The sequence below is a fragment of the Mesorhizobium sp. M7A.F.Ca.US.008.03.1.1 genome, from assembly GCF_003997495.1.
GTDB lineage: Bacteria > Pseudomonadota > Alphaproteobacteria > Rhizobiales > Rhizobiaceae > Mesorhizobium.
In genome coordinates this window covers 67,524-81,965 of record NZ_RZRU01000024.1, presented here as the reverse complement: position 1 = coordinate 81,965, position 14,442 = coordinate 67,524, and the positions used below count along the sequence as shown (strand labels likewise).

At 58.9% G+C, this 14,442-nt stretch carries 13 protein-coding genes and 3 pseudogenes; 13 read left to right on the top strand and 3 right to left on the bottom strand.

Going from position 1 to position 14,442, the window contains the following annotated elements; translation table 11 throughout:
* Positions 1–245 precede the first annotated feature (245 nt).
* The 13 genes and pseudogenes from nifS (at position 246) to EOA16_RS26595 (ending at position 11,079) form a co-directional block, all read left to right on the top strand.
* A complete protein-coding gene (gene nifS / locus EOA16_RS26660) occupies positions 246–1,457 on the top strand; it encodes a cysteine desulfurase NifS (RefSeq protein ID WP_063169388.1) in 1,212 nt (403 codons plus the stop codon).
* 179 nt (positions 1,458–1,636) lie between these two features.
* Entirely contained in the window at positions 1,637–2,014 is a 378-nt protein-coding gene (nifW, locus tag EOA16_RS26655; RefSeq protein WP_063169389.1) for a nitrogenase stabilizing/protective protein NifW, read from the top strand.
* 188 nt (positions 2,015–2,202) lie between these two features.
* A complete protein-coding gene (locus EOA16_RS26650) occupies positions 2,203–3,054 on the top strand; it encodes an electron transfer flavoprotein subunit beta/FixA family protein (RefSeq protein WP_063169390.1) in 852 nt (283 codons plus the stop codon).
* Between the two features lie 16 nt (positions 3,055–3,070).
* Positions 3,071–4,180 carry an electron transfer flavoprotein subunit alpha/FixB family protein gene (locus tag EOA16_RS26645; RefSeq protein ID WP_024505237.1) on the top strand — a complete coding sequence of 370 codons (1,110 nt, stop codon included), beginning with the start codon at positions 3,071–3,073 and terminating at the stop codon, positions 4,178–4,180.
* Positions 4,181–4,190: 10 nt separating this feature from the next.
* Complete coding sequence (locus EOA16_RS26640; protein WP_063169391.1) at positions 4,191–5,495, top strand: FAD-binding protein; 1,305 nt, start codon at positions 4,191–4,193, stop codon at positions 5,493–5,495.
* A 12-nt stretch (positions 5,496–5,507) separates the two neighbouring features.
* On the top strand, positions 5,508–5,807 hold the full coding sequence (locus EOA16_RS26635; RefSeq protein WP_024505235.1) for a ferredoxin family protein: 300 nt from the start codon (positions 5,508–5,510) through the stop codon (positions 5,805–5,807).
* A gap of 255 nt (positions 5,808–6,062) precedes the next feature.
* Positions 6,063–6,779 (top strand): alpha/beta fold hydrolase, encoded by a 717-nt coding sequence (locus EOA16_RS26630; protein WP_063169392.1) that lies wholly within the window; start codon positions 6,063–6,065, stop codon positions 6,777–6,779.
* Positions 6,780–7,470: 691 nt separating this feature from the next.
* Positions 7,471–7,557, top strand: a pseudogene (locus tag EOA16_RS26620) (helix-turn-helix domain-containing protein); the annotation flags it as partial.
* Between the two features lie 273 nt (positions 7,558–7,830).
* Positions 7,831–9,312, top strand: coding sequence for a nitrogenase cofactor biosynthesis protein NifB (gene nifB / locus EOA16_RS26615; protein WP_063169393.1), 1,482 nt, complete (start codon positions 7,831–7,833; stop codon positions 9,310–9,312).
* 29 nt (positions 9,313–9,341) lie between these two features.
* Positions 9,342–9,536, top strand: coding sequence for a 4Fe-4S binding protein (locus EOA16_RS26610; protein WP_024505232.1), 195 nt, complete (start codon positions 9,342–9,344; stop codon positions 9,534–9,536).
* Positions 9,537–9,621: 85 nt separating this feature from the next.
* Positions 9,622–9,942, top strand: coding sequence for a nitrogen fixation protein NifZ (locus tag EOA16_RS26605; RefSeq protein ID WP_024505231.1), 321 nt, complete (start codon positions 9,622–9,624; stop codon positions 9,940–9,942).
* Entirely contained in the window at positions 9,939–10,151 is a 213-nt protein-coding gene (gene nifT, locus EOA16_RS26600) for a putative nitrogen fixation protein NifT (protein ID WP_024505230.1), read from the top strand. Before EOA16_RS26605 ends, nifT begins: the two co-directional genes overlap by 4 nt.
* A gap of 34 nt (positions 10,152–10,185) precedes the next feature.
* A complete protein-coding gene (locus EOA16_RS26595) occupies positions 10,186–11,079 on the top strand; it encodes an SIR2 family protein (protein ID WP_024505229.1) in 894 nt (297 codons plus the stop codon).
* A gap of 307 nt (positions 11,080–11,386) precedes the next feature.
* On the opposite strand, the gene EOA16_RS26590 is transcribed toward EOA16_RS26595, so the two are convergent.
* The 3 genes and pseudogenes from EOA16_RS26590 to EOA16_RS26580 all read right to left on the bottom strand — a co-directional run.
* Positions 11,387–11,953 carry a sugar O-acetyltransferase gene (locus EOA16_RS26590; protein ID WP_024505228.1) on the bottom strand — a complete coding sequence of 189 codons (567 nt, stop codon included), beginning with the start codon at positions 11,951–11,953 and terminating at the stop codon, positions 11,387–11,389.
* Positions 11,954–12,417: 464 nt separating this feature from the next.
* Positions 12,418–13,461: pseudogene (gene nifA / locus EOA16_RS26585) on the bottom strand (nif-specific transcriptional activator NifA); the annotation flags it as partial.
* 772 nt (positions 13,462–14,233) lie between these two features.
* Positions 14,234–14,442: pseudogene (locus EOA16_RS26580) on the bottom strand (beta-ACP synthase); the annotation flags it as partial.

Below are 14,442 nucleotides of genomic sequence, written 5' to 3'. Positions count from 1 at the left end.
CCGGAACAATTGCGTTCGGTGATGCACCAAATCGCGATCATCGATCGTTGCCGTGGGCAAGCAAACAAAATTGCCCGAAACAGCTGAATTCCCGGCGGATGCCGCCACCAAAGGGCAATGTCGACAGCGACCGGTCAGCCAAGCCATCGCTCCCCCGGCCGCCCACCTTACCAGATACGATATGCGCCAGAGGTTCAATGGCCCGACTACCCTTGAATCATTTCAGCAGTTGAAGGATCACTCCCATGAACCCTGTCTATCTCGACAACAACGCAACGACGCGGGTTGATCCTGCAGTCGTTGGAGCGATGTTGCCTTTCTTTACGGAGCAATTTGGCAATCATTCGTCCATGCACGCCTATGGCGCATCGGTTGCTGAAGCCGTGAGAAAGGCGAGGCAACAGTTGCAAGCCCTCATCGGCGCGGGATTCGAGGACGAGATCATCTTCACCTCGGGCGGGACTGAAAGCGACAGTACAGCCATCCTTTCGGCGCTGGAGGTGATGCCCGACCGAACGGAAATAGTGACTTCCGCGGTTGAACATCCGGCCGTTCTGAAGTTGTGCGCGCACCTTGAGAAGACGCGCGGCGTCAAGGTGCACATTATCCCAGTCGATCACTACGGCCGGCTCGACCTGGACGCCTACAGAACCGCCCTCACCCCACAAGTGGCAATCGTCTCGATAATGTGGGCGAACAATGAGACCGGTACGATCTTTCCCGTGGTTAAGCTTGCCGATCTAGCCAGGGAAGTCGGCGCGCTTTTCCACACTGATGCAGTGCAGGCGGTCGGAAGGCTTCCGATTGAGCTGAAATCGACCGCGATCGACATGCTGTCGCTCTCCGCCCACAAGCTGCATGGTCCAAAGGGGATAGGCGCGCTTTATGTAAGACGTGGCGTGCGCTTCTCCTCCATGATCAAGGGTGGGCACCAAGAGCGCGACCGGCGTGCAGGCACTGAAAACACACCCGGCATAGTCGGACTGGGCATGGCGGCCGAACTCGCCTTGAAATTCATGGACGAGACAAAACGAATAAAATGGTTGCGCGACCGCCTTGAGAACGGGATCATCCAGCGCATCCCAAACACATCCATCAACGGCGATCCGCAAGAGCGATTGCCAAACACTGCAAACATTGGATTCGAAGGTATCGAAGGCGATGCAATTCCAATTGTCCTGAGCCGGCTGGGAATCGCCTGTTCCGCCGGGTCCGCCTGTGCCTCTGGCTCACTGGAACCGAGCCATGTTCTGATCGCTATGAACGCGGCATGTGGGGCAGTCCGCTTCTCCTTGTCGCGTGACAACGGCGAAGATGACGTAGACCGCGTGCTTGAGGTCCTGCCTGCGATCACCGAGAAGCTACGGGCCGTTCCCAGTGCTGGACTGTGCGGGCGAGGTGCAGAACAGCTTCATTCCGGCCCGGGTCCGAGCGGCACAATAGCCGACGAGCCGTGAGGTCTTCCTCAACGTGACGACCCTGCGCAAGGAGAGCAGTTAAACTCGGGGTCGCCTTCACCACTTCAGAAAAGCTTGAGATCGCCAAGTCTCTTGCCCAGCCGCCGTGCCAGAGGTCGGCACGCCGTCAGCAATGTCACCAATGCATCGACACCACAATTTCGCGCCGGGAGAATACAATGAACTGCTCCGCTGATAGCCGCCCGATCGATCGCACCGATATCCTAGCGCGACTGAAGGGCCTGTCGGCCGCGGAGGACTTCTTCGCCTGCCTTGACGTCTCCTACGACCCGAAAGTGATGAATGTCTCGCGGCTCCATATCATGAAGCGCGTGGGCCAATACCTTGCCGAAGAAGATTTCTCCGGTCTGCCTAACCAGGTAATCGCCGCGCGGGTGCGCGCCAAGCTGGAACGCGCCTACGAAGATTTCGCGACTTCCTCGCCGCTCACGCAACGTGTGTTCAAGGTGCTAAGGGACCACGATCCAAACATATGTCCCGCACCTGGCCGCGCCTTCGTCCCGCTCGACTCTGCACTGAAGCGGTTCGGAAAGTAATGAGCCCGACACGGCTGCGACGCGACAATGTCGAGAAGTCGACAAATCCAGTCCTCATGACGCCTCCTCGGAAGCAAACGAAGCCACCTTCTGGAATAGAGGCAGGAAGACGACTTGGCATGAACGATGCAGGCAATGAGGTGAACCGCCAAGCACGAATCCGGACTGGGAGCTTAGAGAAACCGCCAATGCATATCGTAGTCTGCATCAAGCAGGTGCCGGATTCGGCACAGATCCGCGTGCACCCGGTGACGAACACGATCATGCGTCAGGGTGTTCCGACCATCATCAATCCTTACGACCTGTTCGCCCTCGAAGAAGCGCTCAAACTGCGCGACGTTCATGGTGGCGAGGTTACTGTGCTCACAATGGGTCCGCCCATGGCGGAGGACTCGCTGCGAAAGGCGCTCGGTTACGGTGCTGACCGAGCAGTTCTCTTGACGGACCGCTATTTTGCCGGATCCGATACGCTGGCGACTTCCTTTGCTCTTTCGCAAGCAATCGCAAAAATTGGGGAGACTTTCGGCAGGCCGGACATCGTCTTCACCGGCAAGCAGACGATTGACGGCGATACCGCCCAGGTCGGACCGGGCATAGCCAAGCGCCTAGATTTATCGCAACTTACCTATGTCGCGAAGATTGCCTCCATCGATCTCGATACGCGAGAGATCGAAGTCGCTCGTCGCGCCGAAGGCGGCACCCAGTTGCTGAAGAGCAGACTCCCTTGCCTCATTACCATGCTGGAAGACACCAACGAAATCCGCCGGGGCTCGCTCCAGCAGGCTCTGTGCGCGGCGCGCAGCCAAGTCGTGAAGTGGACTGCAGCCGACGCCGGCATTGACGATCTCACCCGGTGCGGTCTGCGTGGCTCGCCTACAGTCGTCAAGCGTGTTTTCGCCCCCACCGCACGGGCAGAAAGGGCGGCGCAGATCGACACCGCGGAAAGGGGCTTGCAGGACATAGCCGATGAACTCATCGCCGATATCTTAACCCGCCGGCCGGCGCTGGAACATGAGCTGGCCTTCAACAGCGGCACGTGACGGCCAGGAGCAGAAAATGTCGACCGCAAGCCAAACTACCCCTCGCATTGCCCCCGGCCGTGCCGGTGTAAAGAAAGAACTTCCCGACCGTTTCAAAGACTACCGGCACGTGTGGGTCTTCCTCGAGCTCGAACGCGGCAATGTGCATCCTGTATCATTCGAACTGCTGGGCGAAGGCCGCAAATTAGCCGACAAGCTTGAAGTCCAGCTCGCGGGCGTCGTGCTGGGACCGCCGGGCGAGATGGTCGAGGACGCTGTTGCCGAGGCCTTCGCTTACGGGGCGGATCTTGTCTACATCGTCGATGCGCCGCCGCTCGCCGACTACCGGAACGAGCCGTTCGCCAAGGCGCTCACGGATCTGGTCAATACCCATAAACCCGAAATCCTCCTTCTCGGCGCGACCACACTGGGCAGGGATCTTGCAGGCTCGGTAGCGACGACCCTGCAGACGGGGCTCACGGCCGACTGCACCGAACTTGATGTAGATTCCGACGGTTCACTCGCCGCGACCCGTCCGACTTTTGGTGGCTCATTGTTGTGTACGATCTATACACTAAATTACCGGCCGCAAATGGCGACGGTGCGACCAAGGGTCATGCCTATGCCGCAACGGGTGGATAAGCCGGTCGGGCGTGTCATGCGGCACAAGCTGTCGCTCGTTGAGGACGATATCGTCACCAAAGTCCTCGGCTTCCTACCGGATAACCAGTCGGCAATGGCAAATCTTGCCTATGCGGATGTCGTGGTTGCGGGAGGCCTCGGTCTCGGAGCGGCGGAGAACCTTCAGCTTGTGAAGAATCTTGCCCGAGCGATCGGCGCCGAGCATGGCTGTTCGCGCCCCTTGGTCCAGAAGGGCTGGATGCCGGCTGATCGACAGATTGGACAAACTGGCAAGACCATTCGACCGAAGCTTTACATCGCGGCCGGAATTTCCGGCGCCATCCAGCACCGAGTTGGGGTCGAGGGGGCCGATCTCATCGTCGCGATCAACACCGATCCGAACGCGCCGATTTTCGAGTTCGCCCACCTCGGGATCGTCACGGATGCAATCCGCTTCCTGCCCGCACTGACGGAAGCCTTCACCCGGCGGCTGTCGCCGCACAGTCGAGACAAGCTTGCGAGTTGAGGGAGAGGACATGATTGAACAATTCGATGCCATTGTGGTCGGAGCCGGCATGTCTGGAAACGCAGCTGCTTACACTTTGGCAAGCCAGGGGCTGAAGGTCCTGCAGTTGGAGCGCGGGGAATATCCGGGCTCTAAGAACGTCCAGGGTGCCATAATGTACGCGAACATGCTGGAGAAGATCATCCCGGACTTCCGGGATGATGCGCCCCTCGAGCGGCACCTGGTCGAACAGCGACTTTGGGTGATGGACGACACGTCTCACACCGGAATTCATTACCGGTCGGACGACTTCAATGAGGCGAAACCCAACCGCTACACGATCATCCGCGCCCAGTTCGACAAATGGTTTTCCCGCAAGGTGCGCGAGGCTGGCGCGACGGTCCTGTGTGAGACGACCGCGACGGAACTCGTCCGTGATGGCAATGGCAAGGTGATCGGCGTCCGCACAGACCGGGCTGGCGGAGTGGTCTTCGCGAATGTGGTCGTTCTCGCAGAAGGGGTGTCGGGATTGCTTGGCACTCGCGCAGGCCTGCGCGAGATGCCGAAGCCGGAGACCGTGGCGATTGCCGTCAAGGAAATGCATTTCTTGCCCGAAGAGGTCATTGGCCAGCGGTTCGGGGTGAAGGGCGATGAAGGCTGCGTAATCGAGGCCGTGGGCACGATCTCTCGCAGCATGGCCGGGCTCGGCTTCCTTTACACCAATAAGGAGTCGATTTCACTCGGCATCGGCTGCCTGGTCTCGGATTTCGCCGCGACGATGGAGAGCCCGTCCGCCCTCCTGGATGCGATGAAAAACCATCCTTCGATCCGGCCGCTGATCGCTGGCTCGGAGGTGAAAGAATATGCCGCCCATCTTATCCCCGAAGGTGGTTACAGGGCCATTCCGCAGCTATTCGGCGACGGTTGGGTCATCGTCGGCGACGCAGCGCAACTGAACAATGCCATTCACCGTGAGGGTTCGAACCTTGCCATGACCTCGGGTCGTGTCGCGGCTGAGGCGATCATCAAAGTCAAAAGCCGCAACGGTCCTATGACCAAAGCGAACCTTGCGCTCTACAAGACGATGCTGGATGACTCCTTTGTGATCAAGGATCTTAAGAAATACAAGGACATGCCAGCCTTACTCCACACCAATTCCAGCAACTTTTTTGACAGCTATCCGCGGTTGATGTCGCATGCCGCTCAGACCTTCATGCGTGTCGACGGCACGCCGAAGATCGAGAAGGAAAAGAACACCACGGCCGCCTTCATCAACGCGCGCTCGCGCTGGGGGTTGGTCAGCGACGCGGTCCGCCTGGCATTGGCATGGCGCTGAAGAGGGTACAAGATGACGATCGCAGTGACGAAGGTTCGTGTCGAGGACAAACTTTACCAGAACCGCTATCTGGTCGATTCCGGCCGCCCCCATATCATAGTGCGACCGCACGACAAGCCAAGCGCGAACTTGCTTGCGTTGACCTACGTCTGTCCGGCGAAATGCTATGAGTTGAATGACAAGGGTCAAGTCGAGATCACCGCCGACGGCTGCATGGAATGCGGCACCTGCCGGATATTGTGCGAGAAAGGCGGCGACATCGAGTGGAACTATCCGCGCGGCGGCTTTGGTGTCCTGTTCAAGTTCGGATGATCAGCCGGTGCCAAGAGCATGCCGGCAGCGAGCAACTGCGGCACACCATGAGCCTCTCCATCCACTTGCAAAGAGCTAGTGAATATTGGGTTTCGCAATTCAAGTTTCCTCGACTTGGTAGGGGTATCCTCAGGCCACGGGGCGCCTGTGCCGGACTTACCACCGGTAACGTGGTCGAGCCCCTTTGGACAATGTCCGGCCATCGTGCCGGATGGCAGCCACAACGGCCGGTGAGCAAATGGAACGGCACAATCCATGATAAAGACGTATGTGCTAGTGCATGGTGCCTGGCATGGCGGATGGTGTTGGCGGGACGTCGCCGCCAATCTTCGCAAGATGGGATGCCACGTGACCACGCCTACCCAGACAGGTGTCGGCGAACGCGCACGTTTGCTGTGCAAGGACATCACGCCCGACACATTCGTGACCGACATCGTCAACCACATTGTAACGGAAGAGCTGAGCGATGTGATCCTTGTCGGTCACAGTCTAGGCGGCATCAGCATCACCGGCGCCGCCGACCGGATACCCGACCATATCAGCCATCTCGTTTATCTCGACGGCGCCATCGTCGAGAGCGGTCAAAGTGTATTCAGCACCATGCCCCCCGACATCGTCGCCGCCCGTCGAAAATTGGTTGCGGAGGAAGGACGGGGTATCTTCATGCCGACTCCGCCGCCAACAGCATTCGGCACTCCCGAGGGACACTCGCTCACGGACTGGGTGCGGCGCCGGATAACACCGCATCCGGCAGGCACCTACGAAAGCGGACTTAAGCTCGAGCACCCGCTCGGCAACGGCAGACCCCGAACCTATGTCGTCTGCACTAATCCACTCCACCCGCCGATGGCGGGAGCGCGAGAATGGGTCGCGAAGCAGGATGGCTGGGCGTGGCAGGAACTCGCCACTGGCCACGACGCAATGATCCTCGCGCCGACGGAAGTTGCTCTCCTTCTTAGCGCTGTCGGCTGAGGAACCAAGTAGGGGGAGCGGCGGCCGATTCTCAGGCCGTGGCCTTGAGCTCTGGTGCAAGGATGTAGGCCCAACGGGTCGTTCCGGTGGCGCCACCGAAACCACTAGGCGGGAGTGGCCTGTCCTGCCGACGTCGCAAGCTTGCGAGCGTTCCGCCGCGGCCGCAGCCCGTAGCGCCGGGCAACCTCCGAGATCACCGCGTCGGCTCCAGGGTCTCGGAGATGACTCCGTGCCTTGTCGTCCATCGACCAATGCCGCCGACCAACAGCGCCGTTGATCACCCTCGAAAACGCCGAGGCTGCCGCTCAGGGTCAATCGTAAGTTCAAGTTCAGACACAAGCCGATCTCCGATCCACCTCAGAATCGGCAGGCCCACAGATCGCGGGTCCTCCTGGAAGGACACAGCGCTTACCCTTGAAATATGGAGAACCATGGCTTTGCGCCGTCGGCAGTTGAGCTGATCTCGCAATGCTATTTCCCCGGCAACGTCCGCGAGCCGGAGAACTGCGTGCTTGGCGTTCTCCTCTGGAAGGAACCAATCTTTCGGAACGTGGCAATGTCATCGACGAGCTCTCACGGGCCAGCACGATGCCGGTTCGGCGCATCGGCGCCCGCCTGAACACGAGATGGCCACTTGCGATTCTAACGATACGGCCGGACGGGGGCTGGGACCGCGGCGGACGAAGCGTGACGGCTGATCGACACAATGGAGAAGGCCGGCTGGGTTCAGGCTAATGCGGCTCGAATTCTCGGCCTCAAGCTGCGACAAGTCGGCTAGGCGATACGCCGGCATAGTATCGAGGTGAAGGAACTTCTAAGAGCCTGATGAGCCAATCGTCAGGCCAGTGGTCTTGCGCGCCCTGTGCGCGACAAGGAGTGCTTCGTGCTTCTGAACGGATTTGGACTTGCACTGTCGCAAGCAGGACAAAATTGTGTCGCGCCGGCCTGACACAATGCGATATCGACCCGAATAGTGAACTGAAGCCGCTTTTTTCAGTTGGTATGGCTCTTGCACCTTGAACCGCGACGTTACCAGCAACGGAGCCGTTTGATGTCCTCACCGACAGTTTCGATTGAGGGGCCGACTAGCACGACATCCGAGGGTCTTCTGGCAGCCGCGAAATCCGGTGGCTGCGCATCGTCTTCCTACGGCTCGTCGCCGACCAGCCCGGGCGAAGAGGATCCGGCTATTTGGGAAAGGATCAAGGATCACCCCTGCTTTTCGGAGGAAGCGCATCATTATTTCGCGCGTATGCATGTGGCGGTCGCGCCGGCTTGCAATGTCCAGTGCAACTATTGCAATCGCAAATACGATTGCGCCAACGAGAGCCGGCCTGGTGTTGTGTCTGAGAAGTTGACGCCCGACCAAGCGCTACGCAAGGTCATCGCCGTTGCCAACAAAGTTCCGCAGCTTTCGGTTCTTGGCATCGCTGGGCCGGGGGATGCCTGTTACGATTGGGAGAAAACGAAGGCAACGTTCGACCGCGTCATCAGGGAAATCCCCGACATAAAGCTGTGCGTCTCCACTAATGGGCTCGTGCTGCCGGACCATGTCGCCGAGCTTGCCGAAATGAATGTTGATCACGTGACGATCACCATCAACATGGTCGACCCGGAAGTCGGCGCGAAGATCTATCCATGGATCTTTTATGAAAATCGCCGCTACTTCGGCATCGAAGCCGCTCGAATCTTGCACGCGCGGCAGATGCTGGGCCTGGAGATGCTGAGCGCGCGCGGCATCCTCACCAAAATCAACTCGGTGATGATTCCTGGAGTGAACGACCAGCACCTGTTTGAGGTGAACAAAATGGTCAGGGAGCGGGGCGCGTTTCTGCACAACGTGATGCCTCTGATTTCGGACCCGGCGCACGGTACCCACTACGGACTCATCGGGCAGCGCGGCCCAACGGCAACGGAGATGATGGCTCTTCAGGATCGACTTGAAGGTGGCGCCAAGTTGATGCGCCACTGCCGGCAGTGCCGGGCAGATGCTGTCGGCCTGCTCGGTGAAGATCGTGGCCAGGAATTCACGCTGGACGGTATTCCCGACGATGTCGCCTACGATGCTGGCAAGCGTCAGGCCTATCGGCAGGTGGTCGCACACGAGCGCCGTGATCATGAGGCGGCGAGGAGCGAGGCCATCGGTATGGTCAAGGCAACAGACTCCGAAAAGTCGCTTCTGGTTGCGGTGGCCACTAAGGGAGGTGGACGGGTCAACGAACACTTCGGCCACGCGAAGGAATTCCAGGTTTATGAAGTCTCGCCTAGAGGGATCAGCTTGGTCGGGCATCGGAAGGTCGAGCGGTATTGCCTCGGAGGCGGGGGCGAAGACGCCATCCTCGAGGGCGTCATCGCAGCGCTCGAAGGCATACACATAGTGCTATGCGCCAAGATCGGAAATCGCCCGAAGGAACAACTCTCGCGAGTTGGACTGCGCGTAACCGACGCCTATGGCCATGACTACATCGAGACCGCAGTCAGCGCACTTTACGCGGCAGAGTTTGGGATCAGACCACTAGCGGCGACGGCCTGAGCCGTCTCGTCCGATAACCAGGAGTTAGAATGGCTTTAAAGATCATCGCATCCCAATGTACCCAATGCGGGGCCTGCGAGTTCGAATGTCCTTCGGAAGCGATCAAGTTCAAGGGCGACGCCTATGTGATCGATCCAAACAAGTGCACCGAATGCAAGGAGGCCTTCGATACGCAGCAATGCGTGTCGGTCTGTCCGGTACCGAAAACCTGCGTTCCCGCTTGATTCCTACCGAAACGGTCGGGTTCGCCGCACGACGACGCCTGCAACCCGCGACCACAACAAAAGCCTCGAGAAAGGAATGGACAGCATGTGGTCCAGACGCGAACAGGAGGTCGAAATCGGCAGACCGCCACGGTTCATGCAGGGTGAGCGGGTCCGTGCGATACGCCACATAAAAAACGACGGCACCTATCCCGGCAAGGAGATCGGCGAAAACCTCGTGCGGAAGGGCGACGAAGGCTACGTGCGCGACATTGGAACCTTTCTCCAGCAATTCTTCATCTATGCGGTCGAATGGATCGATCGTGGCACGGTCGTCGGCATGCGAGCGCGCGAACTCATTAGCCTCGACAAAGTCGAGGTTCCCTGCGGAGCTGAAGGCATTTCCAACGGGGGAACAGCCGGATGAAAGTAATGATTCGCAGGACCGCTACTGGCTTGTCGGCTTATGTCCCCAAGAAGGATCTCGAAGAGCCGATCACCGAGATTGAGAACGCTGACTTATGGGGCGGGACCGTGACGCTCAGGAACGGTTGGCGGCTCATGCTGCCCGACCTTCCGCGCGACACGCGTTTGCCGATCACCGTCGAGGCGATGAAGATTTCCGACGGGGCCTGATGCCGGTGGGTTCAGTGGCGGAGAGGAAACGCGTATGAACACGATGCTGAGCTGGGACCATCTCGTCGTCGTCCGGGGCAGTTTTGCCAAAAAACTGATTGACCTGCTGAACGGCGCTCTCAAGGCCGATCGAGTGATCCCCTATCTCGGTCCTGGTCTTCTGCAGCTTAACCCACCGGAATCCCCTGTACCTTGCACCCCTGAAGATGTCGCCGCGGCCCTCAACAAGCGGGCGCCTGCCCCTTCCAGGATTCGCACCAATATGTGGTCGGTCGCGCAGTTTATCGAGCAGCGCCGACATCGTCGGACTCTCCAAGCGTGGATGGCGGAGATATTCGCAGCCCCCGCCGAGCCGACCGTTCTTCACGCCTGGCTCGCAACCCTTCAACTGTCTGTCATCATCGACAGCTGGTACGATGGCGCCATGCGAGCAGCCCTTGCAGAGGCCGGCCAAACAGACGTTGTCGAGATACAAGGAACGACGCGCGCGACCGGAATCGGTAACATCTGGACGAGAACTTACGATTTGTCAGGAACAGAACTCGAGGCCGAACAAGTGGCTAGGACGGTGCTCTATGCGCCGCACGGCAGCGTCAGGCCGGCGGCAAACTTCCTCGTGGCTGATTCCGATTACGTCGAAGTCCTAACCGAAATTGATATCCAGACGCCGATCCCGGACGCGGTGAAGCAACGGCGCGTCAACCGGGGTTTTTTCTTCGTGGGCTGCCGCTTCAACGATCAGATGCTGCGCACATATGCCAGACAGCTGATGAAGCGCTCCACTGGCCCACATTTTGCGGTGATCGATTCGGCTACGCTGACCAGAAACGAACGTCGTTTCCTTGCCGAAGGCGCAATCACGGTCATCGACATGCCGATCCGCAACGCCGCGGCTCGCCTCGTCGGGGTCGATGCTAGCCAGGATTAATGGCCGGCGATTGCTGGTGAGTCGCTGCTTGCCTCCAAGGGCGAAAACTCAGTTGGGAATACATTCGTGAGCAGTAATGCTAGTGGCAGCACAACGTAGGCTCTGAATTCGTTGGGCCATGTGAAAGGGTCCGCTGCTGCGGGACGTGAGCACGTTGCGGCGGCATTACGCACATGATCTTGTGACCCCCGTGGCAAAAGAACTGAAGCGCCCGAGTCGCGACAACATATGCAGCGCTCAATGGCTTCGACAAAAATTCGGCACAGTTTCGACAGTTCGCATGCACCTCCAGGGTCAACGAGGTTGATTATGCCTGTTTATGTGGGTCGGCCACGCGAGCAGGAATTCCCACTACCTTTGCCCCGGCGGGAACATCTCGTGTGACCACGCAGCCAGCGCCTACCACTGCATTATCACCAATCGTGACGCCAGGCAGAATGATTGCTCCACCGCCGATCCAGACACGGCTGCCAATGTGAACAGGACGCCCGACCTGCAGGCCGGCCTGCCGCTGCTCGGCATCATGTGGATGATCGGCGGTATAAATCTGCACAGCAGGCCCAATTGCCGTTCCTTGCCCGATTTTGACCTCTACCACGTCAAGAATAACGCAGTTGAAGTTGATGTAGGCATTGGCTCCAATGCGGATATTGAATCCGTAGTCGCAAAAAAAGGGCGGACGGATGACCGTTCCGCGCCCAACCTCTCCCAGCCGCTCGGACAAAAGCTCATGCCAATGCCCCGTGGTCTGCCCCAGCGTATCATTGTACCGCTTGAGCCAAGCCCCGGTTGCCAACAGGTCAGCTTGGATCTCCGGATCCGCCGCATTGTAAAACTCGCCTGCGAGCATCTTTTCTTTTTGGCTACGCATCATAGTCTCCCGTCAGGTCGTGTCCCGTACAGTGATGCAGGAACGCACATCAAACTGCCTCGGCAACTTTGTAACTCGATCTTGCCGGGCGCGCGGTCGGTCACGAGCCGGGGCGACAGTTTCGTCTCGACCAACTTCCAAGAATTTGGATATCGGAGATCAACCGGTCGCAGGGGCCAATACCTGACGAAGTCGGCAACTGTCCAGCGGTCGAACTCACTTTCATGCCCATCTCAGATTGCGTGATATCGAGCGGTAAGCCATCAGCTAATGTATCGACCAGGTCCCGCCAGAGGATTACTCCTTTTTAGTTTGTCAGTCGCAGAGCCCCAGTACGACTGGTGGTAGAAAGCACACGGCCGGAATCTTGGCAGCGCTGTTCACACCCACTTCGTAAGCCTGGCCGATGGGCTCGGCGCCAGAGCACCAATGCTTGACCTGCTCCAGCTCTTGCTCGGCGGGTTGTTTCAGAGACGCTTGATCTCGATACCGCGTTTTCTCAGCACGTAGCCGATCTGGCGCGGGGTCAAACCGAGCAGGCGCGCCGCCTTTGCCTGCACCCAGCCACACTTTTCCATGGCAGCAATGACCGTATCGGCATCGGGCACCCTACCACGAGTCGTGGCAGGGCCTATCGGCGCTTGCCCGTCGCCGACGGGCGGGGCGGCACAGGCGGCGGAAGGCTCGATCGTAGTCGACTTCTCTGACGTCGGCTGTCCGTTCTTCCACAGCGCCGCGGCCAAGCACTGATCCGCGTAACAGGCAAAGTCAGTTCTGAGGATTGATGGACCCGTCGCCAGAACTGCCGTCCGTTGAACGCAGTTTTCGAGCTCTCGGATGTTACCTGGAAATTCGCAGTTCATTAGCACCTCAATCGCTTCGGGAGCGAAGGTCAGCGTGTGATCATTCTCAGTATTGAAATTCTTGAGAAACTGAGCGGCCAAGAGCGGAATATCACCTCGCCTTTCGCGCAATGCCGGCACGCGTAAAGTGACGACGTTGATGCGATAATAGAGGTCTTGCCGGAACTCCTTGCGTTGAACTGCCGTTTCCAAGTCCCTGTTCGTTGCGGCAATCACGCGAACATCAACTTTAATGGTGTGGTTGCTGCCGACGCGCTCAAACTCCTGCTCCTGCAGGACACGCAGCAGCTTAGCCTGGAACGAACCTGATATTTCGCCAATCTCGTCCAGAAACAATGTGCCTTTGTCGGCAGCCTCAAAGCGCCCCTTGCGCAAACTGCTCGCGTCGGTGAAGGCACCCTTCTCATGACCGAACAAGTCAGATTCCAGAAGCGTCTCGGTGAGCGCCGCGCAATTGACCTTGATGAAGGGCTGCTTGGCGCGAGGCGAGAGCTCGTGAATGGCTTTGGCAACCAGCTCCTTGCCGGTTCCGGATTCACCTCGCAACAGGACCGTAGTCTTCGCCTTGGCCACCTTGACAAGGTGCTCACGCAGCTTGCGCAGCGCCTGACTATCGCCAAGCATCTCCTTGCTGATCTTTTTACGTTCCATTTGGCAGCCCATCCCACTCCGCCACCCGCCGGTAGAACTGCACTGGACGGTGAGCTGTGTTGTATTTCGCCATCATCATTCTCGATCTCACCTTTGTTGCTTCGAAATTTCCGGCGCGCGGACCCCCTCGGCAAATGGCAATGGCGCCTGAGCATCGTTGTCTTTCACCAGGACGAGCGTCTTCTCCTCCGTGCGGGCGCCCGCAATATGCGCGCTTGTTTGCGCAGGCCTTTACTCGACCGGTCGCCGTTCTGTCCGGCTTCTGCCGCACCGCAGCCTGCAAACCCATCCTTGACAAGAAAGGAGGGGAGTCAATCGAGCTCTCCTTGCATTCGTGCAAGGAAAATTGTCAGTTTGATAGAATTCTATCAAAACGGCAGAAACGCCCCGCCCCCAATTTGGCTGTACCTGCGGCGTTCAGCTTACGTGACGACATGTGCGGACTTGTCCCAATTGCCGTCCGAGTTGTGCGGGAAACAGTAGCCGCTGCGCTGTTCGCTTCAACCGCGTGATGCCGCTGACAGTAGAGGCGGCGGCTCGTCGAGCGAGGCTTCATTGTTCGGCTACTAAAGCGGCTGTGCTTTGGTGGGAGTTGGTTTCGCCCAAGTTCTGGGCCTGGGGGCGTCTAGCCCGTTTCGCCGCACAGGCTCCTCCCACATCGTCGAGGCCGAGAAGGAGGGACCCCACAGCCCTCCCTGTATCACAATGCCCCGCCCCTCAAGCAGCTAGATACGACAGGTGACCTCGAATGAGGCGTCTTGCATGGCTTCTACACCTGCCTGAATGCCAGAACTGCGTTCGTACCGCCCATGGCGAAGGCGTTGCTCATGGCGACGCGCACCTTGCGCTCGCGCGGCACATTGGGTGTGATGTCGAGGTCGCAAGCGGGATCTGGCTCGCGATAGTTGGCGGTCGGCGGCACGACGTCCTCTTGGATTGCCATCACGCAGGCGATCATTTCAAGCGCGCTCGCTGCGC

What these genes read in the sequence shown, in the direction of transcription:
- EOA16_RS26645 (WP_024505237.1), top strand. Translation starts at nt 3,071, where the DNA reads ATGTCGACCGCAAGCCAAACTACCCCTCGCATTGCCCCCGGCCGTGCC.
- nifS (WP_063169388.1), top strand. Translation starts at nt 246, where the DNA reads ATGAACCCTGTCTATCTCGACAACAACGCAACGACGCGGGTTGATCCT.
- EOA16_RS26640 (WP_063169391.1), top strand. Translation starts at nt 4,191, where the DNA reads ATGATTGAACAATTCGATGCCATTGTGGTCGGAGCCGGCATGTCTGGA.
- EOA16_RS26650 (WP_063169390.1), top strand. Translation starts at nt 2,203, where the DNA reads ATGCATATCGTAGTCTGCATCAAGCAGGTGCCGGATTCGGCACAGATC.
- EOA16_RS26630 (WP_063169392.1), top strand. Translation starts at nt 6,063, where the DNA reads ATGATAAAGACGTATGTGCTAGTGCATGGTGCCTGGCATGGCGGATGG.
- nifB (WP_063169393.1), top strand. Translation starts at nt 7,831, where the DNA reads ATGTCCTCACCGACAGTTTCGATTGAGGGGCCGACTAGCACGACATCC.
- nifW (WP_063169389.1), top strand. Translation starts at nt 1,637, where the DNA reads ATGAACTGCTCCGCTGATAGCCGCCCGATCGATCGCACCGATATCCTA.
- nifT (WP_024505230.1), top strand. Translation starts at nt 9,939, where the DNA reads ATGAAAGTAATGATTCGCAGGACCGCTACTGGCTTGTCGGCTTATGTC.
- EOA16_RS26605 (WP_024505231.1), top strand. Translation starts at nt 9,622, where the DNA reads ATGTGGTCCAGACGCGAACAGGAGGTCGAAATCGGCAGACCGCCACGG.
- EOA16_RS26635 (WP_024505235.1), top strand. Translation starts at nt 5,508, where the DNA reads ATGACGATCGCAGTGACGAAGGTTCGTGTCGAGGACAAACTTTACCAG.
- EOA16_RS26595 (WP_024505229.1), top strand. Translation starts at nt 10,186, where the DNA reads ATGAACACGATGCTGAGCTGGGACCATCTCGTCGTCGTCCGGGGCAGT.
- EOA16_RS26610 (WP_024505232.1), top strand. Translation starts at nt 9,342, where the DNA reads ATGGCTTTAAAGATCATCGCATCCCAATGTACCCAATGCGGGGCCTGC.
- EOA16_RS26590 (WP_024505228.1), bottom strand. Translation starts at nt 11,953, where the DNA reads ATGATGCGTAGCCAAAAAGAAAAGATGCTCGCAGGCGAGTTTTACAAT.